We start from the raw sequence: 26083 nt of genomic DNA on the forward strand, positions 1-26083 counted from the left end.
ATAAGGGTGTGTACGAGATAAGGGAACGTCATGCAGAGCGCAGCGAAGAATCTTTACCGCAGTAGTTAAAATCATTTACTTACGCAGTAAAGATGTTTCGCTGCGCTCTGCATGACGTTCTAATTCCAACTACATTGCTCCTCCAAAATTACTTCCCAAAACCTCGCCCTTCCCTCCTACCATGCTGCGTTCCCTTTGGGGTGATTTTGTGGGCCTGATTTTCCCGCGCCTGTGCCTGGCCTGCCGCGAGCCGCTGATGACGGGCGAAAACCACCTGTGCACCGGCTGCCGGGCCGAATTGCCCTACACCGATTTCCACCTGCTGCCGCCCGAGCAGAACCCCATCGGTCGGCGCTTCTGGGGCAAGCTGCCCGTGCGCCACACCTTGAGCTACCTGCGCTTCGTGCGCCACGGCCGGGTGCAAAACCTGCTGCACGAGCTCAAGTACCAGGGGCAGCGCGACGTCGGCACGGCATTGGGCCAACTTTACGGCGCCGAGCTGCGCACCGCCGGCCTGGCCGCCGACTTCGACCTCATCGTGCCCGTGCCGCTGCACCCGCGCAAGCAGGCCAAGCGCGGCTACAACCAAGCCGCTGCCTTTGCTAACGGCCTCGCCGAAGGCCTGCAATTGTCCAGCAACGCCACGGCTCTGCGCCGCACCACCCACACCAGCACCCAAACCCAGAAAAACCGCGCCCAGCGCTGGGAAAACGTCGCCACGGTATTTGAAGTTGAAAACCCCACCGAGCCTGCTAGGTCTGCGCATTCTCGTGGTTGACGACGTGCTGACCACGGGCGCCACGCTCGAAGCCTGTGGCGCCGCACTGCTGGCTGCCGGCGCTGCCGAAATCAGCATCGCCACCATTGCCTACGCTGACCGCTAGAAACGCATCCCTTCAAAACGAAAAAGGCCGCTTTCCCTCCGGAAGCGGCCTTTTTGTGTTAGTCTCGAAGTAAGGATTACTTGTTCGAGCCAGCGTTAATCATTGCGCAGCGGAAACCGATGGTAGCCGTGGCCGAATCCTCGTCCATGAAGCGACGGGTGCCGGGCGAGAGCCAGTAGGCCACGTCGCGCCACGAACCGCCTTTGTACACACGTACGTGGTCGTCAATCAGCGACTGGTAGCCTTTCTTGTCGTATTTGTCGGCGGGGTCAGCCACGCCGTTGCGACGGAAGGGGTTCAGGTCTTCCACGTCCTGGTACGAGAGGGGGCGGTACACGTCCTGCACCCACTCGTTCACGTTGCCGGCCATGTTGTAGAGGCCGTAGTCGTTGGGGGTACGAGTAGATGTACTCGGTAATCATAGCGCCGTCGTTCAGGCTACCGGCGATGCCGGCGTAGTCGCCGCGGCCCCGCTTGAAGTTAGCCAGGAACTGGCCCATCTTCTTGCCGTAGGCGTTGCGGGTGGTTTTGCCATCCCAAGGGTAAATGCGCTTCTCTTCCTGGTTCTCGTTGCCCACTTCCTGGGTGCCTACGAGCGCCTGAGCAGCATACTCCCACTCGGCCTCGGTGGGGAGGCGGTAATTCGGCAGTACGTTGCCTTTCTCGATGGAAACGTTGGGGTTGCCGCCGTTGGCAGCGGTAGCAGTACCTTCGGCGCCGGCATCAGCAGCCTTGTCTTTCTTGCGGCCAAAAATGCCGCCTTTCTTTTTGGTGGACTTGCTATCGCCGCTATCCTCGCCAGCGAGGCGCTGGTTTACCTGGGCCGTACGCCAGGTGCAATAGTCGTCGGCCTGCAGCCAGCTCACACCCACCACGGGGAAGTAGCGGAAGCCGGGGTAACGCAAGTAGTACGTTACGTAAGGGTCGTTGAAAGACAGGTCGCGGGCCCACACGGTGGTGTCGGGCAGGGCAGACTGATAAAATTCTTCCGCGGAGTCGGTGCGGATGAAGTGCAGATATTCCAGCCAGTGAATGTTGGCCACCTCGGCTTCGTCCATGTAGAACGAGGCGATGGTTACCGTGCGCTCGATGTTGTCGTGCGTCATGGTCACGTCTTCCGACTGCGAGCCCAATACCGTACGGCCGCCTTCAATGAAAATCAGGCCCGGACCTTCGGGTACTTTCTTGAAGTTGGCGACTGCCATTCCCTTCTCGGTGTTGTATTCTATACCCGTAGTAGAGGAATACTTACCCGGCTTCGAAGCAGTGGGAGGTCCGCCTTTGCCACAGCTGGCTAAGGTCACGAGGCCCACTACGGCCAAGCGTAGATAATTAGTTAAATTCATAACAAAGTTAAAATGAGTATGAGGGAGCAGGGGTTAGCTAGGGTAATTAGGACACAATAGTACAAAAAATTAGAATGCCGGACAAGGGGCTGTCGGGTAAACACGTCTTTTTAGGCGACGATAGGCATTTTCTATTCGGTCAAATGCGTACAAGCCCACCGTTAGCTCGTGCGCACCGCCCAAATCGGCACTCAGCGGGCTCAGGCCCACATCGTAGCTGTAGCCGACGCGCAGGCCTCCCGCTTGGATGCCCGCCACAATCGCCAGGACGTGCTGAGCCCCAACGTTACTAGGTGAAAAAATATTGCGGTACACTGCGCCCAGCGTAACGGGCGACGCTGCGAAATACATGCCAGTTTCGGTGCGCTGCGAACCGCCCTGCCGCGAGTAGGCCGCCACGGGCGTGAAGCTGACTTCCTGGGTTGCGATTCCGGCCGATGGTTTGATAATGAATAATTTATAGCCGCCCGAAAGCGATAACAATATAGGAAGTTGGCCCTGCTTCTGAAAACCCAAGTTGGGCTGATTCAGGTGTTGCCCGGCCAGACTCAGCCAGCCCTGCTCCGAATACAGCACCGCGCCGGTGCCGAGGCTAAGGTAGTTTGCGGGCGGAAAGTTCAGAGACTCAGCCGAAGGACCCACTACGCTGCCATCTTCCGTCAGCTGGTCGCCAAACACGAAATTGTCATATCCGACGCGTTGCCGGCCGTAGCTCGCCCGCAGCCCGCCACTCAAGGCCAGCCGCTCGGTGAGGCGGGTGTGGTAGGCGTAAAGTGCGCCCACTTCCAGGCGGGTGTAGCCCACCGAACCGGCGCGGTCCTGGTTGAGCAGCAGGCCTACGGCGTGGTGCTGGCCGGGCTTATCGAAGCGCACGTCGGCGGCTGCCTGGGTGCTCACGAAGGAGCCGGCCAGGCTGGGAAACTGGTTGCGGTAGCTCAACGTGACACCGTAGTCGTCGACCAAGCCGGTGAAGGCGGGATTGGTGTGCAGCCGGGTCGCAAACGGCTGCGAAAAAACGTCCTGGCCACGCGCCACGGGGACTGCACCCAGGAGCAGGCCCGCTGCAAGGCCGAGCCGCATTCTGACGCGCAACGTGAAGGAAAGCACTGGCATAGTATCCGGCGTAACGCCGCCGAAACGCGGTTTAGTGCGGCCGGCAGCGCGAAGGTACGGCCTGGTACAGCGCGGCTTGGGCATCGGGTTCTCGCGTGTGGAGCACCTTTCGGCCCAGGCGGGGTTCAGGGACCAGCCTTCCTGTAAGGCAGTTGGCCGGTTGGGCCGCTAGCCGGCAGTGCCGGGCCGGCGGGCGCCGCTGGGGTATAGCGCTAATATTGTATTTATAACGTTGCAGTAAGAGCTCCCGCGAACCGGCGGTGGGAGCTTTGTTCAGCAGTGGCTTTGAGCCGGTGGCTTTTGGCTTGATTTTGAACGTGCTACCCCAAGAAAGCGCTGATTTGCCGGCTCTGGCTTCGTTGGGAATAACTAATTGCCTTTTGTTATGCGGAAAATTCTGTTGGGTGTTGTCGTGTTTTTGGTGGTGCTGGTAGCGGCTTTGGCCCTGGCGCCGGTGCTGTTTAAGGGCAAGCTGCGGGCCCTGGCCGACAGGCAGATTGCGCAGCGGGTGCGGGCCCAGGTGCAGTACGACCCCGCCAATATCGACGTGAGCTTGCTCGGCTCCTTCCCGGACATGACGGTGAACATCCGCGAGCCTGCGCGTGATTGGGCTGGACTCGTTCAGCCGCGACACGCTGGCGTACCTGCCCAACCTGCGGGTGGGACTCGACGTGATGAGCGTGGTGCGCGGCGGCGAGGTCGACATCAAGTCGATTGAGCTGGAACGGCCCAATCTGAGTTTGCGCCGGCTGAAAAGCGGCCTGGCCAACTGGGACGTGGTGATTTCGGACTCGGCTGCCGCGGCCAAGGGGCAGGATACCAGCCAGGTGCACCTGGCCATCAAGGGCTGGAAGATGACCGACGGCCGCCTGCGCTACGAAGACCTGAGTTTGCCCTTCGCCATGCAAGCTACCGGCGTAAACCACAGCGGCAGCGGCGACTTTGAAAGCAACGTGTTCGACATGGTGTCGCAAACCACGGCTGCCGACCTCGACATGACCTACGACGGCGTGGCCTACGTGACCGACAAGCAGGCTCGACGCCGACGTGACCATGAACATGGACCTGAACAAAAACCTCTACACGTTCAAGGACAACAAAATCAAGCTCAACGATTTCCCTTTCAGCTTTGCCGGCGCCATTGGCTTGCCCAACGAGCAGGATATTACCTATGACCTGACTTTCAAAGCCCTGGAAACCGATTTCAAAACCTTGCTGAGCTTGGTGCCGGGTGCATACACCGATAAGTTTAAGAACATCGAAACCAGCGGCAAGGTGGCCTTCGATGGCTACTACAAGGGCACGCAGAACGACTTGCACATGCCCGGCTACGGCGTGAACCTGGCCGTGACCAACGGCCAGTTCAAATACCCCGACCTGCCCCAGGCGGCCAAGAACATCAACCTGAAAATGCAGGTGGATAACCCCTCGGGCTATACGAATAACGTGAAGGTGAACATCCCGCAGTTTCACCTCGACCTGGGGCCCAACCCCGTGGACGGCAACGTGACCATCGACGGCCTGGAGCCCATGCGGGTAGACGGCCGCGTGAAAGCCAACGTGAACTTGGCCGAGGCCCTGAAGGTGTACCCGGTGAAGGACCTGGCCATGCGCGGGCAGCTGTACGTCGACGGCACGGCCCGGGGCATCTACTCCAAAACCCAGATGCCGGTGGTGAACGCCGCCATTCGCCTCACCAACGGCTTTGTGAAGTCGGCCAAGTTTCCGGCCCCGATTGAAAACATCAACCTGAGCGGCACCGTGGTGAACACCACCGGCAAGGTGAACGACACCCAAATCAACCTGCCCCAGTTCAAGATGGTGCTGGAGGGCGAGCCGCTGGAAGGCCGCCTCACGGCCCACAATATCGACAAGCCGGTGTTCGACACCAACGTGCGCGGCACGGTGGACCTGACCAAAATCACCAAGATTTTCCCGCTCGAGGGCATGACCGTGACCGGCCGCGTGGCCGGCAACATCGCCGCCAAGGGCAACATGGCCGACGTGGAAGCCGGCCGCTACCAGAACGTGGTGGCCAGCGGCACGGTGAAGGCCAGCAACGTGACCTACAAGAGCAAGGACCTGCCGCAGGGCGTAAAAATCAGCAGCGGCACGGCCACCTTCAACAACAACCAGATTGCGGTGCAGAGCCTCAACGGCACGGCTGGCAGCTCCGACTTTGCCGCCACTGGCACCATCAGCAACTACCTGGGCTACCTCTTCACCCCGGGCCAGTCGCTGAAGGGCAACATGACGGTGAACTCGCGCAATTTCAACGTGAACGAGTGGATGGTGGACGAGGTATCGGCCAAGCCCACGGCCACCGGCGGCCGGGCCCTGCCAAGGCCGACGGCGTGCTGCAGATTCCCAAATACTTTGACCTGGTGCTCAACAGCCACGTCGACAACGTGACCTACGACAACCTGAAGCTGATTAATGCCCAGGGCACCGTGACCGTGCGCGACCAGACGGCCACGCTCAACGGCATGACCTTCAACACGCTGGGCGGCAGCTTTGGCACCACCGGCAGCTACAGCAGCAAGAACCTGGCGCACCCCAAGTTCGACTTTGGGCTGAACATCAAGAACCTGGACATCCAGAACGCGTTTTCGGCCTTCAAAACCATCAAGACGCTGGTGCCGCTGGCCGGCCAAGTGGAGGGCATCTTCGGCACTTCCTTCAAGCTCAGCGGCGAGATGGGGCCCGACATGTTCCCCAACCTGGCCACCCTCACGGGCAAGGGCGTGGTGGACGTGGTAAAGGCCGCCATCAACCAGTCGGAAGTGATGAGCAAGATTGCCAGCCTGACCACGCTGCCGGAGCTGAAAACCCTGCTCGTAGTAAACAAGGAGATTCAGGCCAACATCGTGAACGGCAACCTCGTGGTGCAGCCCTTCGACCTGACCGTGGGCGACGTGAAGATGACCATCGGCGGCTCCAACAGCCTGGCCGGCGCGCTGGCCTACGTCACGGCCCTGAACGTGCCCACCGGCAAGTTGGGCAGCGCCCTCACCAGCAAGCTCACGCAGCTCACCGGCGTGAAAGACATTCAAGGCGCCGAGCGCGTAACGCTGGGCCTCAACATTGGCGGCACCGTGACCAGCCCCGTGGTGAAACTTACCAGCGGCAGCGTGAAAGACCAGGGCAAGGCCATTGTGACCAACGTGGTGAAAACCAAGCTCACCGACGCCCTCATCGGCCTCACACAGAAAAAGCAGGCCCAGCAGGACAGCACCAAGCGCACCGATGCGGCCGCTGACCAAACTGCTGAGGAAAAAGCCCGCATTGCGACTGAGAAAGCCAAATTGGAAGCCCAGGCGCGCCTGCGCGACCAGGTAGGCCAGGGCCTGAACTCGCTGTTTGGCAAGCCCAAGGCCAAGCCCAAGCCCAAGCCCGTGGAGCCCAGGCCCGACGAGACCACCCCGGCCGACACTGCCAAGAAAAGCCGGTAGGCTCAGTCGGGTTTAGAATATATATTTCTGGCAGTATTTTTGGTATGAGGCAACGGCCCGGCAACTCAACAGTTGACCGGGCCGTTTCACGCCCAAATTATTCTCCCATCCATTTCCTCATGAAGCTTACCCGTCTATTTCCCCTGGCCTGCCTCGCCGCGCTGGGCCTCGCCAGCTGCTCCAAAGATTCCGACAGCGGCCAAACGTCCAAGCTAGAAGTGCGCATGACCGATGCCCCCGGCGACTTCCGCAGCGTGGTGCTCGACGTGCGCCAAATTGAGGTGCACCTGAAAGAGGAAAAAGACGCGGACGGCTGGAAGATGCTGACCTTCACCCCGCAAACCCTCAACGTGCTTGAGTACGTGAACGGCAAATCGGCGCTGCTCGTGAGCGAGGACTTTGCCCCCGGCGACCTCAAGGAAATCCGCCTCATTCTGGGTCCCGACAGCTACGTCATCGGCCGCGACGGCCAGCGCTACGACCTCAAAACCCCCAGCGGCCAGACTTCGGGCGTGAAGCTGAAGCTCGACAAAGCCACCCTGCGCCAGCGCGAAACCTTCCAGCTCCTGCTGGACTTCGACGTGGCCAAGTCCATTGTGGAGCGCGGCAGCTGGAAGCCCGGCAACGACAAAAAAGAGCGTTACCTGCTTAAGCCCGTGATTCGGGTAGTGGCCCAGGACCTACGCGCGGCCATCAGCGGCACCGTGAATCCGGCGGCGGCCCTGCCCCAGATTCTGGCCATCCGTTCCACCATCCTCGGCCCCGACACGGTAAGCACCTCGGCCGATGCGTCGGGCGCGTACCACTCAACGGCCTCGCCGCGGGCACTTACCGCGTAGAGTTTTTCCCCAGCACCACTGCCCCTACCGGCCAAACCGCTTACCGCGCCGTGACCCGTACCGGCGTAGTGGTAACCAACGACAACGTAACGGACCTGGGCACGACTTCGCTCAACTAAGCAGCGAACCTTTCCACTCCTAAAAAAGCCCCAACCTTGCGAGAGGTTGGGGCTTTTTCGTGGTTAAAAATGGAATCGAAGCGTACTACAGACTCTGAAGCAGCGCCAGCAATTCGCGCTGGGTACTCACGGTGCGGTCTATGGCGTACCAGCCGTGGAGCTGGGTCACGAAGTCCTCGTAAGGCACGGCTTCCTGCTTGAGGCGTGTGAAGAGCTCCTGGGCGGGCGCTGGGCGCGGGCCCCAGGTGGCAGCTTCGGTAAGCGTATCGGCGTGCAGCACCACGAGCTTGGGTATGGAGCGCCCGCCGTTGGTAAGGTAGCGGTCCATCAGGTCGAGGTTTTCGTCGCGCAGCACGTAGCGCGTGCTGAGCTTGCCGTGGCTGGCCTGGGCAATGGCTTCAATCACGGGCAGCAGGTGGGCCGCGTCGCCGCACCAGCCTTCCGTGATGACCAGCCACTTATAGGGCTGGGTGAGCTGCTGGAGTGCCGCCTGCAGCTCGGGCAGCAATTGGATGGTTTTGTCCAGGCGCTGCATGCGCTGGATGTTGAGCCGGGCGTACTGGATAATCTGCTCGGTGTGGTTGGGGCCGGTGGTGCGGTGGTGCGCCATCAGCTGGTCGAGGTGGTGGCGGTAGCTGGCGTAGGTATAGGCGCTGTGCAGGCGGTCGGCGTCCAGCACCGGCGCCGAAGAAGTTATTTCAGACATAAAAGGATAAAGGCCTCCATGAGAAAAGGCATTAAAAAACCCTTCCGGGACCGAAAGGGTTTTCTGGAGCTGAAAAATTGAGCTGACCTACAAGCTGGGCGCGGCTTGCCGCGCGGCCGCCGACAGCTCCCGGCAGTAGGTAATGAAGTCGGAGTTGACGGGCTCCAGGCCGTGGTCGCGCAGGCGGGTGGCTACCTGGGCGCGGTGGTAGCTGGCGTGCACCACGGCGTGGGTCAGGATGTCGTGCACCAGGCTCTCGTAGCTGTCGCCGAGCGAGTTGGTGTAGGAAATCAGGCGCTGTAGCTCGGTTTCGTCGGCGTGCACCATCAACTGGTGCAGGGGCTCGGAGGTGCGCTCGTGCAGGGCGTGGCAGCCGGCCAGGTCGTGCTCCTGCCACACTTTCACGGGGCTCGTGGTGCCGGTGATGCGCGAAATCCAGATGGCCTGGGCGTTGAGCACGTGGCTGAACAGGCGCAGGGCCACGGCGGGAATCTCCTGGCCGGTGGCTGCTATTTCATCGAGGCGCTGGAGTACGGTGGCATTGGCCCACACGTTGAAAGCGCCGAGTTTTTCTAGAGTATTCATAATGGTAATGAAGAATGAGGAATGAAGAATGAGGAATTAACAAAGAGTGCTGAGGGGAGCCTCCTGGCATAATTCCTCACTCTTCATTCCTCATTCTTCATTTTGTTATCGGGGGTCTTGCCACACTAGTTTTTCGTTGGTTTTATTTTTCTCGAAATCGGGGCATTTGCCGTCGCCTTTGCCCGTAATGCCGCCGTCGGGCTGGCAAATCAGCTTGCCTTTGGTATCGAAGACGTTGGAATACTGGTCGCAGCACGGCGCCGAGATGTAGTACACCGTGTGCCCGCCGTAGTCGTAGCGCAGGATGCGCGTGATGGGGTTGCGCTTGCGCTCGGCCAGCACGGCCGCAATGCGCTGCTTGAGCCACTGCGGGCGGGCCGTGGTGTCGGACTCGGGCACGCGGGCCAGCACGGGGTCCACGGTGTTGGCGCTGGTGGGCGCGGGGGTGGCCGGGCCGCTCACCTGCCCGGTGGTGGGCGGCGTGGTGGGGTTGGTCACGCTCACCTGCTTGGGGGCGCAGGCCGTGGCGAGCAGCAGAGGGATAGCAAAAGAGAGCAGACGCATGGGTATCAGATTAAGGAAGGGAAAGGCCCGTCGACAGCCGGCGGGCCGGCTATGGGTACGCCCTGCGCAGGCAATTGTTCAGGTTAAGCTCGGCATTAGGCCTTAAAAATCTTCGGCCCGAACACCAGTGCCCCCACTATTACAGCGCCCAGCGCCGCAATAAGCACGGCCCCGGCGGCCACGTCCTTGGCCTTGCCCGCCAGCGGGTGATAAGCCGGCGAGGCCAAATCCGTAAGTGCTTCAATGGCGGTATTTACCAGCTCGGTGGCCCACACGCCCGCGATGGCCAGCGCCACCAGCGCCCATTCCAGCCGCGTGAGGGCGTAGTAAAAGCCCAGCCCAATGACCACCACCGTGGCCAGGGCGTGGAACTGCAGGTGCACCTCGGAGCGCAGCGCGGCCCACACGCCCCGGAAGGCATGCCCGAAGCTGGCCACGCGCCGGCGCCAGAGCCCGTCGGGCGGCCGCAGCCGGTCGGAAGCAGGTTGGGCTGGCTCAACCACGGGCTTCAAACTCCTGAAAAACCGACTGGCGCAGCTCCGACCATTCCGGCTTGATGATGCTGAAAATGACCGTGTCGCGCCGGATTCCGCCCTGCGTGAGGCGGTGGTGGCGCAGGACGCCTTCCTCGGTAGCGCCCATGCGGCGCATGGCCTCGCGCGACTTGCTGTTGCGCGAGTCGGTTTCCAGCTCCACCCGCTCGCAGCCCAGCCTGCCCGAACGCGTGGCTGAGCAGCAGGTGCTTGGCACCCCGGTTCAGGCCCGTGCGCTGGAACTTGCGCCCCACCCAGGTGTAGCCGATGCTCAGGCGCTGGTCGGCCTCACTTACGTTGTAGTAGCTGGTGCTGCCGGCCACGGCTCCGGTTTGCCGGTCGATGATGGCAAAGGGGTAGCGCAGGCCCTGCTGTCGGGCTTCGAGGGCCTGACGCACGTAGGCTGCCAAACTCACCGCGTCGTCGGCGCGGGTGAGGGTGTAGCGCCAGAGTTCGGGGTCGAAGGCCACGGCTTTGAGGGCTTCGAAATCGCCGATTTCCAGCGGCCGCAGGCGGACGCGGTTGTTTTCGAGAACGACGTGAGCTGAGAAGTCCATTGGTGCGCAAAGATGCTGGGAAAAAGAAAAGCCGCCTGTTGCAGACCATCAAGCCAATAAAAACGTCATGCCGAGCGTAGCCGAGGCATCTCGCGTGTGGTAGTAACTCATTCGAATGGTTTACTACTGCACGCGAGATGCTTTGGCTACGCTCAGCATGACGTCCTGTTTTTACTATGCCGAAGGGCAGGCCATTACAGCCCCACCATTTCCTCCGGCTTCAGCCACTCGTCGAACTCGGCTTCGGTCACGTAGCCCAGTTTCAGGGCGGTTTCCTTCAAAGTTGAGCCATTTTTGTGAGCGGTCTGGGCAATTTCGGCGGCTTTGTAGTAGCCGATGTGCGGGTTGAGGGCCGTCACGAGCATCAGGCTGCTGTCAACGTGCTTTTTGATGTTGGCCTTGATGGGCTCGATGCCCACGGCGCACTTGTCGGTGAAGCTCACACACACGTCGCCGATGAGGCGGGCCGAGTGCAGGAAGTTGTAAATCATCATCGGCTTGAACACGTTCAGCTCAAAATGGCCCATCGAGCCACCTACCGTGATAGCCACGTCGTTGCCCATTACCTGGGCGGCCACCATGGTCATGGCTTCGCACTGCGTGGGGTTCACCTTGCCGGGCATGATGCTCGAGCCGGGCTCGTTGTCCGGGATGTCGATTTCGCCGATGCCGGCACGCGGGCCCGAGCTGAGCATGCGGATGTCGTTGGCAATTTTCATCAGGCTCACGGCCACCGTTTTGAGGGCGCCGTGGGCTTCCACGATGGCGTCGTGCGCAGCCAGGGCCTCAAACTTGTTTTCGGCCGTGACAAAGGGCAGGCCGGTGAGGTCGGCAATGTGCTTGGCCACGTTCACCGAGTAGTTCGGCGGAGTGTTGATGCCCGTGCCCACGGCCGTGCCGCCCAGGGCCAGGCTCGCTCAGGTGGGCCAGCGTGTTCTTGATGGCGCGCAGGCCGTGGTCGAGCTGCGAAACGTAGCCCGAAAACTCCTGGCCCAGGGTGAGCGGCGTGGCGTCCATGAAGTGGGTGCGGCCGATTTTGACGATGGGCATGAAGTCTTCCGACTTCTTTTTCAGCGCGTCGCGCAGCTTCTCGATGCCGGGGATGGTCGTCTCCGTCAGAATCTTGTAGGCCGCGATGTGCATGGCCGTCGGGAACGTGTCGTTCGAACTCTGGCTCTTGTTCACGTCATCGTTGGGCGCCAGGGCCTTCTTTTCGTCGCTCAGCTTGCCGCCTTGCAGCACGTGGCCGCGGTAGGCTATCACCTCGTTCACGTTCATGTTGCTCTGCGTGCCGGAGCCCGTTTGCCACACCACCAGCGGGAACGAATCGGGGAGCTGGCCGGCCAGGATTTCGTCGCACACCTTGCCAATGAGCTCGGCCTTGTCGGCGGGCAGTACGCCGGCGTCGCGGTTGGTGAAGGCCGCGGCTTTTTTCAGGTACGCGAAGGCGGCGATAATTTCCTTGGGCATCTTGTTGATGTCCTGAGCGATGGGGAAATTCTCGATGGAGCGCTGCGTTTGGGCGCCCCAGTACGCGGTGGCAGGCACCTGCACGGTGCCCATGGTGTCCTTTTCGGTGCGGAAATCCATGCGGGGGATGATAAGTTGATGTAGAAGCGTAGGGATGAGCTGATATAGCCGAAGCCGTGCGCAAAAGTACACCGCGCCGCACGGCAGCTTTTACCCTAACCAAAATAGCTGCCACCTGGCTTGCTGCGTACAGTAGAAAAACTGTGCAGGAAGCGCAGCCCGCTGCGGCTGCATTCCCTGCGTCCATCCTCACTCCCCTACCCTTTTAGCCTCATGAGTTCCATCAAACAAGTCATTGAAATCCTGGCGTCTTCCGAGAAAAGCTTCGAGGATGCACTGCAGCGTGCCGTCGAGCAGCTCAGCTCAACGGTGCCCAATATTTCTTCCATTTACATCAAAGACCAGAGCTGCAAAGTGCGCGACAACCGCATTGTGGAGTACCGCATCACGGCCAAGGTCAGCTTCGGCTCGCCCACCGAGCCGCTGGACCTCACCGACATCGACCGCACCCTGGAAGAAGCCCCCATCCCGGCCGGCAACGGCGCCCCCGACTACAGCCACGTCCACCTGAAAACCGAGCCCGAACTACCCCGTGAAGTGGAGCCCGGCGGCAGCGCTACCGAGCCCGCCAGCGGCGGCGGCTACAGCGGCTAGAGTAACCAGTATGCGCGCCTGGGGAACCTCACCCCCGGCCCCTCTCCCTAAGAGAGGGGAGCCTGACGTTAACAAAACCAAAAGTCCCAGTTCAAGATTGAGTGGGACTTTTGGTTTTAAAGAATTGAGCTAAAAAGTATGCCGTGGCTCCCCTCTCCTAGGGAGAGGGGCCGGGGTGAGGTTTCCGGCCTGGGCGTGGCTTTGTGTTTGCCGGAACTACCTGATTAGCGCTACCTTTCGCGGACTTCACGGGCGCTTGGGCGGAATGGCCCGGCCCCATTAATCTGCAAAGAACATGATGCTGAAACGCTACGCTCTTTTGCTGGCCGGCGGGCTGCTCGCCAGCTCCCCGGCCCCGGCCCAAACCGCCCCCGCCGAGCCCAAGCCGCTGCTGGGGTTTGATGCCGGCACCGCGGCAGCCGAGTACCACTCGAAACTAAGTTCGACGCCCAGGCTCAAGGCCGACAACCTGCGCGACTGGATGAAGCGCCTCGCCGCCCACCCCCACCACGTGGGCTCGCCCTACGACAAGGACAACGCCGAGTTCATGGCCGGGCTGTTCAAGTCCTGGGGCTACGACACGCGCATTGATGTGTCGTACGTGCTGTTTCCCACGCCCAAGCTGCGCGTGCTGGAGCTGGTGGCGCCCACCAAGTACACGGCCAGTCTCACCGAAAAGCCGCTGACCGAAGACGCCACCTCGGGCCAGGCCAGCGAGCAGCCTGCCCATCTACAACGCCTTCTCGAAAGACGGCGACGTGACGGCCGAGCCTGGTGTTTGTGAACTACGGCGTACCCAAGGATTACGACGAGCCTGGAGCGCCGCGGCATCAGCGTGAAGGGCAAAATTGTCATCGCCAAGTACGGCGGCTCCTGGCGCGGCATCAAGCCCAAGGTGGCCGCCGAAAAAGGTGCCATCGGCTGCCTGATTTATTCCGACCCCAAAGACGACGGCTACGGCCAGGGCGACGTGTACCCCAAAGGCGCCTTCAAGCCCGAAACCGGCGCCCAGCGCGGCTCGGTGCTCGACATGCCCACCTACCCCGGCGACCCGCTCACGCCCGGCTACGGCTCGACCAAAAAAGCCAAGCGCCTCGACTACAAAAAGCCCCCACGCTCACGCAAATTCCGGTCTTGCCCATTTCCTACGGCGACGCCCAGCCCCTGCTCGCCGCCCTGGCCGGGCCCATGGCGCCCGATGCCTGGCGTGGCGCGCTGCCCATCCCCTACCACCTGGGCCCGGGTCCGGCCAAGGTGCACTTGCAGCTGGCCTTCAACTGGAAAACCGAGCCGGTCTACAACGTCATCGCCACGCTGAAAGGCAGCCAGTACCCCGACCAGTGGGTGATGCGCGGCAACCACCACGACGCCTGGGTGAACGGCGCCAGCGACCCGCTCAGCGGCATGGTGGCCGAGCCTGGCCGAAGCCCAGGCCGTGAGCGAGCTGTACAAAACCGGCTGGCGCCCCAAGCGCACCCTCATGTACTGCGCCTGGGACGGCGAAGAACCCGGCCTGCTGGGCTCCACCGAATGGGCCGAAACCAACGCCAAGCAGCTGCAAAAGAACGTGGTGGCCTACCTGAACACCGACAACAGCGAGCGGGGCTTCCTGTATGCGGCCGGCTCGCACACGCTCGAGAAGTTCTTCAACCAGGTGGGCCGGGACGTCATCGACCCCGAGAAAAACATGTCCATCAACGAGCGCCGCCGGGCCTTCGATTTGGTGAATGGCAGCCCCGAAGCCCAGAAAGATGCCCGCGACCGCGCCGACCTGCGCATTGCCGCGCTCGGCGCCGGCTCCGACTACTCGCCCTACATCCAGCACCTGGGCATCCCGTCGATGAACGTGGGCTTTGGCGGCGAAGGCGAGGGCGGCGAGTACCACTCCATCTACGATTCCTTCGACCACTTCACCCGCTTCAAAGACCCCAATTTTGCCTACGGCATCGTGCTGGCCCAGACCATGGGCCGCGCCGCCCTGCGCCTGGCCAACGCCGACGTGCTGCCCTTCGAGTTCCAGAACTTCTCCAACACCGTGGCCAAGTACGGCACCGAGGTGAAGCAGCTGGCCGACAACATGCGCGCCGACACCGAAAAGCAAACCAAGCTCCTGGCCGAGAAGCGCTACGAAGCCGTGGCCGACCCCACCGAAACCCTGCTCCCACCCAAAGCCCACGAGGCAGTGCCCTACCTGAACTTCGCGCCGCTGGAGAATGCTTTGGTGAAGCTGGAACAAAGCGCCCAGGCCTACGCCCAGGCCCGCAAAGCCAACACCGCCCTCTCCAACGACCGCAAAAAGAGCTCGACCAGCTGCTCTACCACGCCGAGCAGCAGCTGCTCAGCGCCGAGGGCCTCCCCGCCGCCCCTGGTACAAGCATCAGATTTACGCCCCCGGCTTCTACACCGGCTACGGCGTGAAAACGCTGCCCGGCATCCGCGAAGCCGTGGAGGAGCGCAAGTGGGCCGAAGCCGACGAGCAGATAAAGCGCACGGCAGCCGCCGTAGAGCGTTTTTCAGCTCAAGTAAGCCGGGCGGCAGCCGTGGCATCGCCGGCTCCAGCTCAATAAGTTGGGCTAACTGGAAATTGAGCTAACTGCCTTCTTCAACCCTCCCTTCCTGTCGATGAAAACGCTTGCTTCTGTCCGCTGGGCCACTGCCTTTCCGTTGCATCTAGGCTTGTGCCTGGCGCTTACGGGGCAGCCGGTAGCCGCTCAAAAATCGGAAGACAAACTCCAAGCCAAAGCCCGCGCCATTCACGAGCGGGCGTTCACGGTCGATTCGCACGAAGACACGCCAAGCGAGAGCCTGCTTAATGCGGCCTTCGACCTGGCCCAGGACCACACCCTGCAAGACGGCAGCCAGGTCGACCTGCCCAAAATGAAGCGGGGCGGCCTGGATGCGGTTTTTTGGGTGGTGTACGTAGGGCAAGGGCCCCGCACGCCGGCCGGCTACGCCAACATCCGGCAGGAAGCGCAGGCGCAGTTCGATGCCATTGCGGCCACCATTAAGAAGTACCCCACGGAGCTTGCCCTGGCTACCACGCCGGCCGAGGCGCTGCGCGTGCGCAAGGCGGGCCAGCGGGCCGTTTTTATTGGGATTGAGAACGGCTACACCATCGGCCAGGACCTGGGCCTGCTGCAGACGTACTACAACCAGGGCGCCCGCTACATCACGTTGTGTCATTCGTCGAATAACGACCTCTGCGACTCGTCTACGGACCCCACCGGGCCGGAGTACCAGGGGTTGAGCCAGTTGGGCCGGCAAGCGGTGCAGGAAATGAACCGCCTGGGCATCATGGTGGATGTGTCGCATACCTCGGATTCTACTTTTTACGATGTGCTGAAGCTGTCCACGGTGCCCGTCATCGCCTCGCACTCGGCCAGCCGGGCCTTGAGCGACGTGCCGCGCAACCTGACCGACGACATGGTGCGGGCGTTGGCTAAAAAGGGCGGCGTAGTGCAGCTCAACTTGTACAGTCCTTACGTGAAAACGCAAGTGAAAACCGCCGAACGGCAAGCCGCCGAGCAGGCGCTGCTTGCAAAATACCACATCAAAAATCCCCTCAACGTGTATGCCCTGCCCGCTCCCGAAAAGCAGCAGGCCCTGGCCGAGTACGCGCAGCTGGAAAAGCAGCTTCCCGTGCCGCTGGCCACGGTGCAGGACGCCGTGAACCAAATCGACCACCTCGTGCAAGTCGCCGGTATCGACCATGTGGGCATCGGCTCTGACTTTGACGGCGGCACCGTGCTCAACGGCCTGGCCAACGTGGGCGACTTCCCCAACCTGACCCTGGAGCCTGGTACGCCGGGGCTACTCGGCCCACGACCTCAACAAAATCTGGAGCGGCAACCTGTTCCGGGTGATGCGCGCCGTGGAACGCGGCAAAAGCACGCCGCTCTCCGTGCGACGATAACTGCGGGCGCCAGCGCCGCCAAGCTATTTGCCAGCTGCTTTGCCTCCGCTCCTTCTTTCATTTCACCCCTTTTTCTGTTTGCCCATGAAGCTCTTTTACTCCCTGCGTGTGGCTGCGGCGCTGCTGCTCAGTGCCACCCCCTTTACTAGCTGCAACCAGCCCAAAAGCCCCGGCGAAATCGACACCACCACCCCGGCCAGCAACCCCGTGGCCTCATACTTCGCGCCCACGGAAACGGGCGTTCAGGACGGCGGCGTGCGGGTCGTGCCCATTACCACGCCCAAGGGCAAGTTCAACGTCTGGACCAAGACGTTTGGCAACAACCCCAAGATTAAAGTGCTGCTGCTCAACGGCGGCCCGGGCGCCACGCACGAGTATTTCGAGTGCATGGAAAACTTCCTGCCCAAGGAAGGCATCGAGTTTATCTACTACGACCAGCTCGGCTGCGGCAATTCCGACAACCCCAAGGATACCGCCATGTGGAGCTTGCCGCGCTTCGTGGAAGAAGTGGAGCAGGTGCGCCAGGCCCTGAACCTGAACAAGGACAACTTCTACCTGCTGGGCCATTCCTGGGGCGGCATTCTGGCGGCCGAATACGCCTTCAAGTACCAGCAAAACCTCAAGGGTCTCATCATTTCCAACATGATGATGAGCTGCCGCGCCTACGGCAAATACGCCCAGGACGTGCTGGCCAAGCAAATGAAGCCCGAAGTGCTGGCCGAGGTTCGGAAGATTGAAGCCAAGAAAGACTTCGCCAACCCGCGCTACATGGAGCTGCTCATGCCCAATTTCTACGCCGAGCACATCCTGCGCCTGCCGCTGGCGGAGTGGCCCGAGCCGGTGAACCGCTCCTTCGCCAAAATGAATCAATCGCTCTACGTCACCATGCAGGGCCCCAGCGAGTTCGGTATCTCGGGCAAGCTCACCAACTGGGACCGTGTCCCCGACCTGCCCAAGCTCACCGTGCCGGTACTTTCCATCGGCGGCAAGTACGACACCATGGACCCCGAGCACATGCGCATGATTGCCCAGAAAGTGAAGAATGGCAACGCCCTCATCTGCCCCAACGGCAGCCACATGAGCCTCTACGACGACCAGCAAACCTATTTCACCGGCTTGATAAAATTCCTGAAATCGGTGAACGAAGGGACGTTCAAAGCTGGCGCTACCCTGTAGCTAGCGGCACTTGGGCTAAAACCGACAGTCCTGCAGAGCGCAGCACCTCTACCGCGACTCTTGTCATGCTGAGCCTGCGAAGCATCTTATCCCGCCGCAACGATTCGTTCAGCGGCGATAAGATGCTTCGCAGGCTCAGCATGACAGACGGTTGGGTTTACTTGCGCGGTAAAGATGCTTGCCTACGGCGACCTTCAGTTCGCTGTGCTCAGCATGACCGTTCTATTGGCTTTCAATAACTTTTAGCCCAACAAAAAAGGCAGCCTGATTGGGCTGCCTTTTTACTGTTGAAACTGGTTAGGCCAATGCCTTACAGGTGGGCAATCTGGTCGGCCGTGCCGTCCGGGTCGTTGCGCACGCTGCCGCTGGTAGTGAAGGACTTGCCGCGCAGCAGGAGCACGCCGGCCATGTGGGGCGTAGCCATCGAGGTGCCGCTGATGGTGTTGTAGCCGTCGTTAATCCACGTAGAGTTGATGTACACGCCGGGCATGCAGTAATCGATAGGCGGGTTGCCGAAGTTCGAGAACGACGCCCAGGTATCGTTGCTGTCCATGGCCGAGATGGTGAATACGTTCGGGCCATTCACGCGGGCCGGCGAGGAAGTAGCGGCGTTGGCGCTGCTGTTGCCGGCAGCCAGGGCGAAGAGGATGCCTTTGTTCGAAGCATTAAGAACGGCGTCGTCGAGGGCCTGCGAGGCACCGCCACCAAGGCTCATGTTGGCCACGTCGCCGGCGCGGCCGTTGGCGCTAACGTAATCGATGCCGGCGATTACGCCCGAGGAACTGCCGCTGCCGCTGGCGTCCAGCACGCGCACCGCTACCACAAAGGCATTGGCGGCTACGCCTACCACGCCGAAGGTGTTGTTTTTGGCGGCGATGGTGCCGGCTACGTGGGTGCCGTGGCCGTTGCCGTCCTCAGCCGAAGCGTCCCCAGTCAGGAACGAGCGGCTGCGCGCTGCGTCCACGTTCAGGTCGGGGTGGTTCAGGTCGATGCCCGTGTCGATAACCCAGGCGGTTTTGCCGGTGCCATCGCCGCTGCCCACCCGGGCCACGCCGTAGGGAACAGGCTGGTACACAATGCTTGGGTCCGTAGGTGCCGGTGTTGGGGTAGGCGTGGGAGCCGGAGCGGGCTCAGTAGGAGCGGGGGCAGGGCTCTTGGGGCCTCTCACGGGCTTCACCAGGGCCACAATGCGGTCAGCCTCTACGTAGCTCACCTGCTCGTCTTTAGCCAGCTCGGCCGCTTCCTTGGGGGTCAGCTTGGCGGCAAAGCCTTTCAGAACATGGCCGTAGGCCTGGCCTACCGCCTCGGAGCTCAGGCCACGGCCGCGGAGCAAGCCCTGGGCCGAAGCCTTCACTTTCTTTACTTTCTCCTCGTAGCTGTCCGAGGGCGCGGTTTCCACGGCGCCATCTTTCAGCACCACGATGTACTGGCCGGGAATCACATCAGCGCCGTCGGCCTTGGCGTCGGCGGCCGCGGTTGCCGCGGTGGGGTTCGATGGCTCAACTTCTTCGCGTGAGCAGCCCATGAATACGGCCGAGGAGGCTACCAGCGAGCCGCTCAGGACCCAGGAAGCGAGGCGAATGTTTAGAGTGGGTTTGTTCATGTTCTGAAAAAAGAAATAATTAAATTTTTGAGTTAGAAGCTGAGCGGTGGAAAGATTGCTTGGACCAATAAATCTACAATTGAGTTGAAAAATGAACAGGCCAAAAAATCTTAAATAAATACCATAAATAACGAAATGGTAGCACTTCTTTCGTTGTTGGGCTGCCAAACTCGTCACCTAAAGGAATGATTCCCCAAAGGCCAATTAAAAATGATTTCCCTCTACGGCTGCCATATAAACTCAAATTTGTTATATTTTCAGACCCTAAAAGGACGAGTTATTGTAAAACTATTATGCCCGAATAATCGGCAATAGCAGACGTGCTTTGGCCAGTAAAAAGCGCGGGCTGAGGGACACTTCCCGCTGCCAAACGGGCATAAAAAAGCTGGCCCATCCCGGGATTTCCGGAGCGGGCCAGCTAGTCAGAAGGGTGGCTTAGCCTTAGAACGGCACTGATACTTCCATGGGCAGCGGCGCCCGCCGCCCGGCCGACACTCCCGGCTGCCAGGCCGGGCCTTCGCACACAATGCGCAGGGCTTCGGCGTCATAGTCGCCGCGCAGGCCCCGGGTTACTTTCAGGTTGCTCAACTTGCCATCGGCCCCCACCACGAACTTGATGCGCACCACCCCGGAGAGGGGCCGTGCCCCGTCTTCGGGCACAAACTCCAGGGCCTGCTTGCGGATATAGTCGCGCAGTGCCCCGGTGCCGCCCACCGGAGCGGGACCAATGGATGGCCCGGCCGGCATGGGCGTGGCCGCCACCCGGGCCGCCGTAGCATTGCCAAGAGCCGGCGCCGCTAATGCCCGGATTTTGTCCTGAGCTACGCGGCTCAACCCGGCCGTGTTTGGAGCGGCAGCGCTATCCGGGGCAGTAATAGCTACTTCTTCAGCCAACACTTGGTGGTCTGGCGCAGGCACCGGAGCAGCTGCCTCCTTAATGGCCATACTGGCTTTGGCCTTAGGAGAAGCCACGGCCATTCGGCTGGTTTCCTGGGTTTCCGCGGCCTCGGCAGTAGCAGCGAGGTCAGTAGCCGCATCCATATCGGGTACTTCCAGGCGTTTGTCGTAAACAGCCGACTGGCGCGCTGAACGCATCGGCCGCGCCCGACGCCCTGCGGGCGGCGTGGCAACGGCATAGCTGGCTTTGGCTGGCTCCGTTTCTGCTTCCGCCACCGTAGCCGTGGCAGCAGTTGTTTCAAGAGGAGGTGAGGCTTGGACTGCCGGTTCCGGAGCGGCTGGCGGTGCAGCAGGGGTGGGTTGCTGGGGTATTTCCTGGCGAGCGACTGTAGCCACGGCGGGCGTCTCGCGCTGTTCCCAAACCCACAGGCCACTTGCCACTACGCCCAGCAGGGCAGCCGCGGCCGCGAGCCGGGGCCACGCCCACTTGGTACCGGTCGGCTCCACTTCGGGCCCGCCGACCCGCGTTTGCAGGCGGGTGCGCAGGTCCGCGACGGCCTGTTCGGTTATGGCAGCGTCGCTCATCGAAAACCCAGCTACGAGGTCGGCACAGCGCTCGCAGTCCAGCGTGTGCGCCTCAATGCGATGCTCCTCGGCCGGGGGCAGGGCGCCGGCTGCGTACGCGCGCAGCTCCGCCGTGGCCGGGTGGGGACCAGGCGCGGGCAGCGGGGCAAAAGGCGAGTCAGCGGGCAACATGCAGGGGATTGTTAGAAGCGGAAGGCGAGGACTTGGGCGGGGCCAAGGGCGCGGGCGGCTCCAGGCGGCGGCGCAGCATGCGCTTGCCGTTTTGCAGGTGGCTGCGCACCAGGTTCAGCTCCAGGCCGGTTTCGGTGGCGATGTCGCGGTAGCACTTCTTTTCGAGGTAAAATAATTCGAGGCAACGGCGTTGGGCCGGCGGCAGTTGAGCCAGGGCCGCTTCCACGCTTTGCAGGCGGGCTTCGGCGTCTTCGGCCTCGGCGGCAGCGGCTACTTCATCCTGCAGATGCCGGGCGCCGGCAGTTTCCACATCGGCGGCGTCGGGAAAGGTGAGAATAAGCGGCCCGGCGCTGGGGCCGGCGCGCTTGCGGGCGCGCAGCTGCATCAGGCAGTGGTTGCGGGCGGTGGTGTGCAGCCAGGCGGGAAAGTTGTCGGGCGTGTGGGTGCGCAGGGCTTTTACGAGGTGCTCAAAGAGCTGCATCACGGCATCCTGGGCATCTTCGTCGGGCGGGGCGAGGTAGCGGCGGCACACGGCAAAGGCTTCGGGCAGGTACCGGTCGTAGAGCACGCCCAGGTCGGCCACGTCGCCGCGCTGGCGGTAGCGGGCCAGCAGCTCCTGGTCGGAGAGCGGCGTCGTACCCGGCAGGGCGGTAGACGGCGAGGAGCGGCGAAAGAACATTGGGCTGGGAAGATAGCGCGGGGCCCAGAATTTTTGAGGGCGTATGTGCAATCCAGCGGCGGCCCGCATCAACTAGCCATACGCACCTCAACCCCTGCTGCCATGAAAAACCTCTTGCTTCCGGCGCTGCTCGCGCTGCTGGCTCCGGCCCAAACGGCTTTGGCCCAACCATCCCCCATCACTGCTGCCCCGCAGGATACCGTGGCCAACCGTCAGGTGCGCGGCACTGTGCGCGAAAAAGGCACCGGCCAGCCCATTCCGGGCACCACGGTGCTCGTGAAGGGTACCACCATCGGCGTATCTACCGACGCCAATGGCTTCTACAACCTGCTGGTGCCCAATGCGGCTCAGGCCAGGCTGGTGTTTTCCAGCATCGGATATGTCACGGTAGAGCGCCCGGTGGGTTCCCTGCGCGTGCTGGATGTGGCACTCGCCCCCGATACGAAGCAGCTCAACGAGGTGGTGGTGACGGGTTATGGCCTGCGAGGGGCCGCGCGCACGATAACCGGCAGCGTCAGCGCCCGGCTGGCAGGTCGGACACAAGGCGTCCGCATCAGAGGAGCGCAGCAAAGCCCTGCGGTAACTGCCTATGACAAGCAGGTGGCGGGAGTGCTATATCCGGCTCAGGAAGAGGCCGGCGCCGGCGATACCTACGCCCACGTCAAGGAAAACACCTTCCAAACCGTGAAGCAGGCACCGCTGAGCACCTTCGCGCTCGACGTGGACAACGCGTCTTATACCAACGTGCGCCGCTTCCTCAACGAAGGCCAGCTGCCCCCGCGCGACGCCGTGCGGGTGGAAGAAATGCTGAACTACTTCCGCTACGACTACGCCGCGCCGCCCGCCACCTCTCCCGACCCCGTGCGCATCAGCACCGAGCCTGGCCGTGTGCCCCTGGAACCCGGCCCACCAGCCTGGCGCGCATAGGCATTCAGGCCCGCAAGGTGGAGCTGGCCAGCCTGCCGCCCGCCAACCTGGTCTTTCTGGTCGACGTGTCGGGCTCCATGGACCAGGACGACAAGCTGCCGCTGGTGAAAGCCGGCCTCAAGCTGCTGGTAAAGCAGCTCCGGCCCCAGGACCACGTGGCTCTGGTAGCCTACGCCGGCGCGGCCGGCCTCGTGCTGCCGCCCACCTCCGGCTCGCAGCCGCAGGTTATCCTCCATGCCATCAACCGGCTGCAGGCGGGCGGCTCCACGGCGGGCGGGGCGGGCCTGCGGCTGGCGTATGCCACGGCCATGCAACGCTTCAATAAAGAGGGCAACAACCGCGTCATACTCGCCACCGACGGCGACTTCAACGTGGGCGAAAGCAGCGACCAGGCCATGGAGCAGCTCATTGTGGACCAGCGCGAAAGCGGCGTGTTTCTCACGGTGCTGGGCTGCGGGCGCGGCAACCTGCGCGACGCCCGCATGGAAACCCTGGCCGACAAAGGCAACGGCAACTACGCCTACCTCGACAACCTCGACGAGGCCGGCCGGGTATTGGTGGCTCAATTCGGCGGCACGCTCTTCACCTTGGCCAAAGACGTGAAGCTGCAGGTGGAGTTCAACCCCGCCCGCGTGGCCAACTACCGCCTCGTGGGCTACGAAAACCGCCTGCTCGAAGCCGAGGACTTCAACAACGACCGCAAGGATGCCGGCGAGCTCGGCGCGGGCCACACCGTCACGGCCCTCTACGAAATTGTGCCCGTGGGCAGCCCCCAGCCGCTCATCGACAACCTTAAGTACCAAACCAGCCCCGCAGCCTCGCCCGGCCAGCCCAACCCCCAAAGCGAAGTGCTGACCGTGAAGCTGCGCTACAAAGAGCCGCAGGGCAACAGCAGCAAGCTCCTGGCCCAAACCCTTGCCGGCCCACCCACGGCCATTGCCAGCGCCACGCCCGACTTCCGCTTTGCCGCCGCGGTGGCTCAATTCGGCATGTTGCTGCGCCAAAGTGAGCAGCGCGGCAGCGCCACCTGGGCCGCTACCGAGCAGGCTGGCCAACGGCGCCCGCGGCACCGACCCCGACGGCTACCGGGCCGAGCCTGGTGCGCCTCGTGCGCCTCGCCCAGGGCCTGAGCGGCAGCGCCGAGGTAGGAGTGCGGTAATAACTAAGGCAGATAAAGAAAGTCATGTCGAGCGCAGCCGAGACATCTCGCGTGGGGCACTAACACTCAATCGACTGGATTACTACCCCACGCGAGATGTCTCGGCTGCGCTCGACATGACTGGCCACGTTAACGACGAAATACAAGTTCTCCAGACCCAAAAAGGCCCCACCGTTGCAGCGGTGGGGCCTTTTTTAGTGTTATAATTGGGATAGTCGCCCGAGCAATAAATGGGATAGGATAGAAGGGGAATAATGGCTGATAACCAGCTTAGAAGGAGAAATTTGCGCCGACTTTAATCACCCGGTTCTGGGCGTCGAAGCGGTTGCCGGAATCCAGGGAGGAAAGGCCGTAGTCGTAGCCCGCGCTCAAGCCGAGACCGTTTTCAAACTGGTAGCCCAAACCGCCCACGGCCGAGAAGTCCACTTTGCGCAGGCTGGTTGGCGATGTCGAAATCCTGCTTGTAGGCCGTGTAGCCCAGGGCGCCGGCTTCCACCCGGGCCTTGCCGCTGACCAGGAACGAGGCCTGCGGGCCGGCGTAGAGGTAGAAGCCGGGCGTTACAAAGACCTTGGCCAGTACCGGCACGTCCACATAAGCAAGCCGGGCCGTACCGGTAAGGTTGGTGTTCAGGAAATCGAGGGCCGGCACGGGCACTTTGCCGCGCAGCACGGTGCCTTTTTCCGAGTAGGAAACGCCGGGCTCAATAGCGAAGCCGGGCCCCAGGGGCAGCGTGGCGTACACGCCGGCATAAAAGCCCGGGCGCATCTCGCGGGTAATCGTGCCCTCGGGAGCGTAGCCGGCCAAGTCGGTGAAGCTCTTCACGGCATCGCCCTGCACGTCGGACAGGTTCAGGCCGCCGCGGAAGCCGAAGCGCACGCCGGAGTTGGCGCTGGCCGGAGCCGAGTAAGTAGACTGGCTGCTAACCGGCGCCCGGCGCGTCGGCGCCGAAGTGCGGGGCGAAGGTGCCGCTTTGGGATTGCCGTAAGCATCGCGCGGGCCCTGGGCCGAAGCAGTAGTGGCAACCGCAGAAATCAAAAGGCAAGCCGCGGCCAGGCCGCCCGAAAGGCGTGAAAATTTCATGTCCAAAAAGATGGATGAGTGTGAAAGAAAGAGGCTCCGTGAGTGCCGGGCTAAGCGCCGGATTATTGAGCCGATGAAGGGGTATATTACAAAACCGTGCCAAACCTGAAACAGCAAGTCCGGGCCAGAATTGGGCTACGTCAACTGTGCCGACCAACGCCCCCAAATTCCCTATTGGAAGCCAAACGGAATCGACCAAAACGCTTCACAAAAAAAGCCGGACCATCCCTTTCAGGACAGCCCGGCTCGGGGTTCAGGGCGGCGCCGCAACTATTCGCGCACCACTTGGCGGCTCGTGGCAGGGCCAGTAGGCGGTGTGATGCGCAACACGTACATGCCCGGCGCGAGGCCGCGCAAATCAAGGGTTTGGCGCAATGGGCCTGCCGAAGCAGTTAGGGTTTGCTGGCGCACGACGCGGCCCAGCACGTCCAGCAGTTCCAGGCGCACCAAGCCGGCCGCAGCTAGCTCAGCGGTTACAGTGATGGCATCGGTGGCCGGGTTGGGGTAGGCCTCCCAGGCCGGAGCCGCGTGCCGAGCCAGCGCGGCCGTGGCCAGAAACACCGTGGTGGTGGCCGTGTTGGTGGGGATGGCTTCGTTATAGTCGAACACGATACTGGCGCGGTTGGGAATAACCTCACCCAAGACCAGAGAAGGGCGTGGCTGCACCCGGAACCGCACGAAGCCTTGCGAGCGAAGGACGTCCACATTGCGCTCAGGCAGATTAATGTCCAAAAATCGTACAGTGAGCAAGCCGGTATTGGGGCCGGTGCTGGTGAGGCTCCACAGGCAGTTGTGCGACTGTGCCACGAGTTCCAGGGTGGCGGGGTTCAATTTTGGGAAGTCCAGCGTGTCGCTCAGTACTACTGTGAAGGCCGACGCGGTGCCTAGGTTCTGGAAGTGAATGGTATAGTCCAGGGGCTGCTGGGCCACTACCTGAGCCGGGGTGAGGCGTTGGTAATTTACTTCGATTGCGTTGGGGTCGTAGGCGGCCACCACGGTTTGGGCCGCGG

The 26083-nt window shown here is 62.0% G+C and carries 26 protein-coding genes and 3 pseudogenes; 14 read left to right on the forward strand and 15 right to left on the reverse strand.

The genetic code is table 11. The annotated features are described in order from the left end of the window. The first annotated feature begins 181 nt into the window (after positions 1-181). On the forward strand, positions 182-778 hold the full coding sequence (locus tag ACFQT0_RS04010; RefSeq protein WP_380200578.1) for a ComF family protein: 597 nt from the start codon (positions 182-184) through the stop codon (positions 776-778). Next, the gene (locus tag ACFQT0_RS04015; RefSeq protein ID WP_380200580.1) at positions 771-884 is read left to right on the forward strand and encodes a phosphoribosyltransferase family protein; all 114 of its coding nucleotides are present in this window, start codon (positions 771-773) and stop codon (positions 882-884) included. Before ACFQT0_RS04010 ends, ACFQT0_RS04015 begins: the two co-directional genes overlap by 8 nt. A gap of 76 nt (positions 885-960) precedes the next feature. On the opposite strand, the pseudogene ACFQT0_RS04020 reads toward ACFQT0_RS04015, so the two are convergent. Together ACFQT0_RS04020 and ACFQT0_RS04025 are read right to left on the reverse strand one after the other, a co-directional pair. After that, positions 961-2230: pseudogene (locus ACFQT0_RS04020) on the reverse strand (SUMF1/EgtB/PvdO family nonheme iron enzyme). A gap of 69 nt (positions 2231-2299) precedes the next feature. After that, complete coding sequence (locus tag ACFQT0_RS04025; protein WP_380200582.1) at positions 2300-3310, reverse strand: PorP/SprF family type IX secretion system membrane protein; 1011 nt, start codon at positions 3308-3310, stop codon at positions 2300-2302. A gap of 418 nt (positions 3311-3728) precedes the next feature. On the opposite strand from ACFQT0_RS04025, the gene ACFQT0_RS04030 reads away from it, so the two are divergent. The 4 genes from ACFQT0_RS04030 (at position 3729) to ACFQT0_RS04045 (ending at position 7634) form a co-directional block, all read left to right on the forward strand. Beyond that, positions 3729-4061: a hypothetical protein gene (locus ACFQT0_RS04030; protein WP_380200584.1), complete on the forward strand. Its 333-nt coding sequence runs from the start codon at positions 3729-3731 to the stop codon at positions 4059-4061. A gap of 335 nt (positions 4062-4396) precedes the next feature. Next, entirely contained in the window at positions 4397-5755 is a 1359-nt protein-coding gene (locus tag ACFQT0_RS04035; protein ID WP_380200586.1) for a hypothetical protein, read from the forward strand. After that, complete coding sequence (locus tag ACFQT0_RS04040) at positions 5698-6795, forward strand: AsmA-like C-terminal region-containing protein (RefSeq protein ID WP_380200588.1); 1098 nt, start codon at positions 5698-5700, stop codon at positions 6793-6795. The genes ACFQT0_RS04035 and ACFQT0_RS04040 overlap by 58 nt, the downstream gene beginning before the upstream one ends. A 119-nt stretch (positions 6796-6914) precedes the next feature. Continuing rightward, a complete protein-coding gene (locus tag ACFQT0_RS04045; RefSeq protein ID WP_380200590.1) occupies positions 6915-7634 on the forward strand; it encodes a DUF4382 domain-containing protein in 720 nt (239 codons plus the stop codon). Positions 7635-7838: 204 nt separating this feature from the next. Here ACFQT0_RS04045 and ACFQT0_RS04050 read toward each other — a convergent pair whose 3' ends face one another. From ACFQT0_RS04050 to fumC, 7 genes and pseudogenes are all read right to left on the reverse strand, one after another. Further along, complete coding sequence (locus tag ACFQT0_RS04050; RefSeq protein WP_380200592.1) at positions 7839-8459, reverse strand: thioredoxin family protein; 621 nt, start codon at positions 8457-8459, stop codon at positions 7839-7841. A gap of 87 nt (positions 8460-8546) precedes the next feature. Continuing rightward, the gene (locus tag ACFQT0_RS04055) at positions 8547-9044 is read right to left on the reverse strand and encodes a DinB family protein (protein WP_380200594.1); all 498 of its coding nucleotides are present in this window, start codon (positions 9042-9044) and stop codon (positions 8547-8549) included. A 105-nt stretch (positions 9045-9149) separates the two neighbouring features. Then, positions 9150-9608, reverse strand: coding sequence for a DUF6970 domain-containing protein (locus ACFQT0_RS04060; protein WP_380200596.1), 459 nt, complete (start codon positions 9606-9608; stop codon positions 9150-9152). A gap of 95 nt (positions 9609-9703) precedes the next feature. Beyond that, positions 9704-10111, reverse strand: coding sequence for a diacylglycerol kinase family protein (locus ACFQT0_RS04065; protein WP_380205904.1), 408 nt, complete (start codon positions 10109-10111; stop codon positions 9704-9706). Beyond that, positions 10104-10304, reverse strand: coding sequence for a GNAT family N-acetyltransferase (locus ACFQT0_RS04070; protein ID WP_380206149.1), 201 nt, complete (start codon positions 10302-10304; stop codon positions 10104-10106). Before ACFQT0_RS04070 ends, ACFQT0_RS04065 begins: the two co-directional genes overlap by 8 nt. 64 nt (positions 10305-10368) lie before the next feature. Further along, positions 10369-10698: pseudogene (locus ACFQT0_RS04075) on the reverse strand (GNAT family N-acetyltransferase); the annotation flags it as partial. A 194-nt stretch (positions 10699-10892) separates the two neighbouring features. Continuing rightward, positions 10893-12288: pseudogene (gene fumC / locus ACFQT0_RS04080) on the reverse strand (class II fumarate hydratase). Positions 12289-12501: 213 nt separating this feature from the next. On the opposite strand from fumC, the gene ACFQT0_RS04085 reads away from it, so the two are divergent. The 6 genes from ACFQT0_RS04085 (at position 12502) to ACFQT0_RS04115 (ending at position 17971) form a co-directional block, all read left to right on the forward strand. Continuing rightward, entirely contained in the window at positions 12502-12882 is a 381-nt protein-coding gene (locus tag ACFQT0_RS04085; protein ID WP_071885820.1) for a dodecin family protein, read from the forward strand. Positions 12883-13177: 295 nt separating this feature from the next. Then, positions 13178-13666 (forward strand): hypothetical protein, encoded by a 489-nt coding sequence (locus ACFQT0_RS04090; protein WP_380200599.1) that lies wholly within the window; start codon positions 13178-13180, stop codon positions 13664-13666. Positions 13667-13717: 51 nt separating this feature from the next. After that, complete coding sequence (locus tag ACFQT0_RS04095; protein WP_380200601.1) at positions 13718-14200, forward strand: PA domain-containing protein; 483 nt, start codon at positions 13718-13720, stop codon at positions 14198-14200. Between the two features lie 117 nt (positions 14201-14317). Next, on the forward strand, positions 14318-15475 hold the full coding sequence (locus tag ACFQT0_RS31520) for a M28 family peptidase (protein WP_449272038.1): 1158 nt from the start codon (positions 14318-14320) through the stop codon (positions 15473-15475). Positions 15476-15504: 29 nt separating this feature from the next. Beyond that, positions 15505-16944, forward strand: a complete 1440-nt coding sequence (locus ACFQT0_RS04110) for a dipeptidase (RefSeq protein WP_380200603.1) — start codon at positions 15505-15507, stop codon at positions 16942-16944. Next, complete coding sequence (locus ACFQT0_RS04115) at positions 16904-17971, forward strand: proline iminopeptidase-family hydrolase (protein ID WP_380200605.1); 1068 nt, start codon at positions 16904-16906, stop codon at positions 17969-17971. The genes ACFQT0_RS04110 and ACFQT0_RS04115 overlap by 41 nt, the downstream gene beginning before the upstream one ends. Before the next feature lie 310 nt (positions 17972-18281). On the opposite strand, the gene ACFQT0_RS04120 is transcribed toward ACFQT0_RS04115, so the two are convergent. The 3 genes from ACFQT0_RS04120 to ACFQT0_RS04130 all read right to left on the reverse strand — a co-directional run bounded on the left by ACFQT0_RS04120 (position 18282) and on the right by ACFQT0_RS04130 (position 21906). After that, entirely contained in the window at positions 18282-19574 is a 1293-nt protein-coding gene (locus ACFQT0_RS04120) for a S8 family serine peptidase (RefSeq protein ID WP_380200607.1), read from the reverse strand. A gap of 441 nt (positions 19575-20015) precedes the next feature. Continuing rightward, complete coding sequence (locus ACFQT0_RS04125; RefSeq protein WP_380200609.1) at positions 20016-21227, reverse strand: energy transducer TonB; 1212 nt, start codon at positions 21225-21227, stop codon at positions 20016-20018. Continuing rightward, positions 21214-21906, reverse strand: a complete 693-nt coding sequence (locus ACFQT0_RS04130; RefSeq protein ID WP_380200611.1) for an RNA polymerase sigma factor — start codon at positions 21904-21906, stop codon at positions 21214-21216. Before ACFQT0_RS04130 ends, ACFQT0_RS04125 begins: the two co-directional genes overlap by 14 nt. Before the next feature lie 102 nt (positions 21907-22008). On the opposite strand from ACFQT0_RS04130, the gene ACFQT0_RS04135 reads away from it, so the two are divergent. Together ACFQT0_RS04135 and ACFQT0_RS04140 are read left to right on the forward strand one after the other, a co-directional pair. Beyond that, complete coding sequence (locus ACFQT0_RS04135; RefSeq protein ID WP_380200615.1) at positions 22009-22833, forward strand: von Willebrand factor type A domain-containing protein; 825 nt, start codon at positions 22009-22011, stop codon at positions 22831-22833. 17 nt (positions 22834-22850) lie between these two features. Next, positions 22851-23963: a vWA domain-containing protein gene (locus ACFQT0_RS04140; protein WP_380200617.1), complete on the forward strand. Its 1113-nt coding sequence runs from the start codon at positions 22851-22853 to the stop codon at positions 23961-23963. Between the two features lie 299 nt (positions 23964-24262). Here the strand turns inward: ACFQT0_RS04140 and ACFQT0_RS04145 are convergent, their stop codons facing one another. The 3 genes from ACFQT0_RS04145 to ACFQT0_RS04155 form a co-directional block, all read right to left on the reverse strand. Beyond that, positions 24263-24418, reverse strand: a complete 156-nt coding sequence (locus ACFQT0_RS04145) for a hypothetical protein (protein ID WP_380200619.1) — start codon at positions 24416-24418, stop codon at positions 24263-24265. Then, positions 24378-25028 (reverse strand): porin family protein, encoded by a 651-nt coding sequence (locus tag ACFQT0_RS04150; RefSeq protein ID WP_380200621.1) that lies wholly within the window; start codon positions 25026-25028, stop codon positions 24378-24380. The genes ACFQT0_RS04145 and ACFQT0_RS04150 overlap by 41 nt, the downstream gene beginning before the upstream one ends. A gap of 315 nt (positions 25029-25343) precedes the next feature. Beyond that, positions 25344-26069 carry a T9SS type A sorting domain-containing protein gene (locus ACFQT0_RS04155; protein ID WP_380200623.1) on the reverse strand — a complete coding sequence of 242 codons (726 nt, stop codon included), beginning with the start codon at positions 26067-26069 and terminating at the stop codon, positions 25344-25346. Positions 26070-26083: the final 14 nt, after the last annotated feature.

It is taken from the genome of Hymenobacter humi, assembly GCF_042665855.1.
Classification (GTDB): Bacteria; Bacteroidota; Bacteroidia; order Cytophagales; family Hymenobacteraceae; genus Hymenobacter; species Hymenobacter humi.

Bases quoted from the DNA above. Each gene is read 5' to 3' on its own strand.
- ACFQT0_RS04010 (WP_380200578.1), top strand. From the start codon at position 182: ATGCTGCGTTCCCTTTGGGGTGATTTTGTGGGCCTGATTTTCCCGCGC.
- ACFQT0_RS04025 (WP_380200582.1), bottom strand. From the start codon at position 3,310: ATGCGGCTCGGCCTTGCAGCGGGCCTGCTCCTGGGTGCAGTCCCCGTG.
- ACFQT0_RS04030 (WP_380200584.1), top strand. From the start codon at position 3,729: ATGCGGAAAATTCTGTTGGGTGTTGTCGTGTTTTTGGTGGTGCTGGTA.
- ACFQT0_RS04035 (WP_380200586.1), top strand. From the start codon at position 4,397: ATGAACATGGACCTGAACAAAAACCTCTACACGTTCAAGGACAACAAA.
- ACFQT0_RS04045 (WP_380200590.1), top strand. From the start codon at position 6,915: ATGAAGCTTACCCGTCTATTTCCCCTGGCCTGCCTCGCCGCGCTGGGC.
- ACFQT0_RS04050 (WP_380200592.1), bottom strand. From the start codon at position 8,459: ATGTCTGAAATAACTTCTTCGGCGCCGGTGCTGGACGCCGACCGCCTG.
- ACFQT0_RS04055 (WP_380200594.1), bottom strand. From the start codon at position 9,044: ATGAATACTCTAGAAAAACTCGGCGCTTTCAACGTGTGGGCCAATGCC.
- ACFQT0_RS04060 (WP_380200596.1), bottom strand. From the start codon at position 9,608: ATGCGTCTGCTCTCTTTTGCTATCCCTCTGCTGCTCGCCACGGCCTGC.
- ACFQT0_RS04085 (WP_071885820.1), top strand. From the start codon at position 12,502: ATGAGTTCCATCAAACAAGTCATTGAAATCCTGGCGTCTTCCGAGAAA.
- ACFQT0_RS04090 (WP_380200599.1), top strand. From the start codon at position 13,178: ATGATGCTGAAACGCTACGCTCTTTTGCTGGCCGGCGGGCTGCTCGCC.
- ACFQT0_RS04110 (WP_380200603.1), top strand. From the start codon at position 15,505: ATGAAAACGCTTGCTTCTGTCCGCTGGGCCACTGCCTTTCCGTTGCAT.
- ACFQT0_RS04120 (WP_380200607.1), bottom strand. From the start codon at position 19,574: ATGAACAAACCCACTCTAAACATTCGCCTCGCTTCCTGGGTCCTGAGC.
- ACFQT0_RS04125 (WP_380200609.1), bottom strand. From the start codon at position 21,227: ATGTTGCCCGCTGACTCGCCTTTTGCCCCGCTGCCCGCGCCTGGTCCC.
- ACFQT0_RS04130 (WP_380200611.1), bottom strand. From the start codon at position 21,906: ATGTTCTTTCGCCGCTCCTCGCCGTCTACCGCCCTGCCGGGTACGACG.
- ACFQT0_RS04135 (WP_380200615.1), top strand. From the start codon at position 22,009: ATGAAAAACCTCTTGCTTCCGGCGCTGCTCGCGCTGCTGGCTCCGGCC.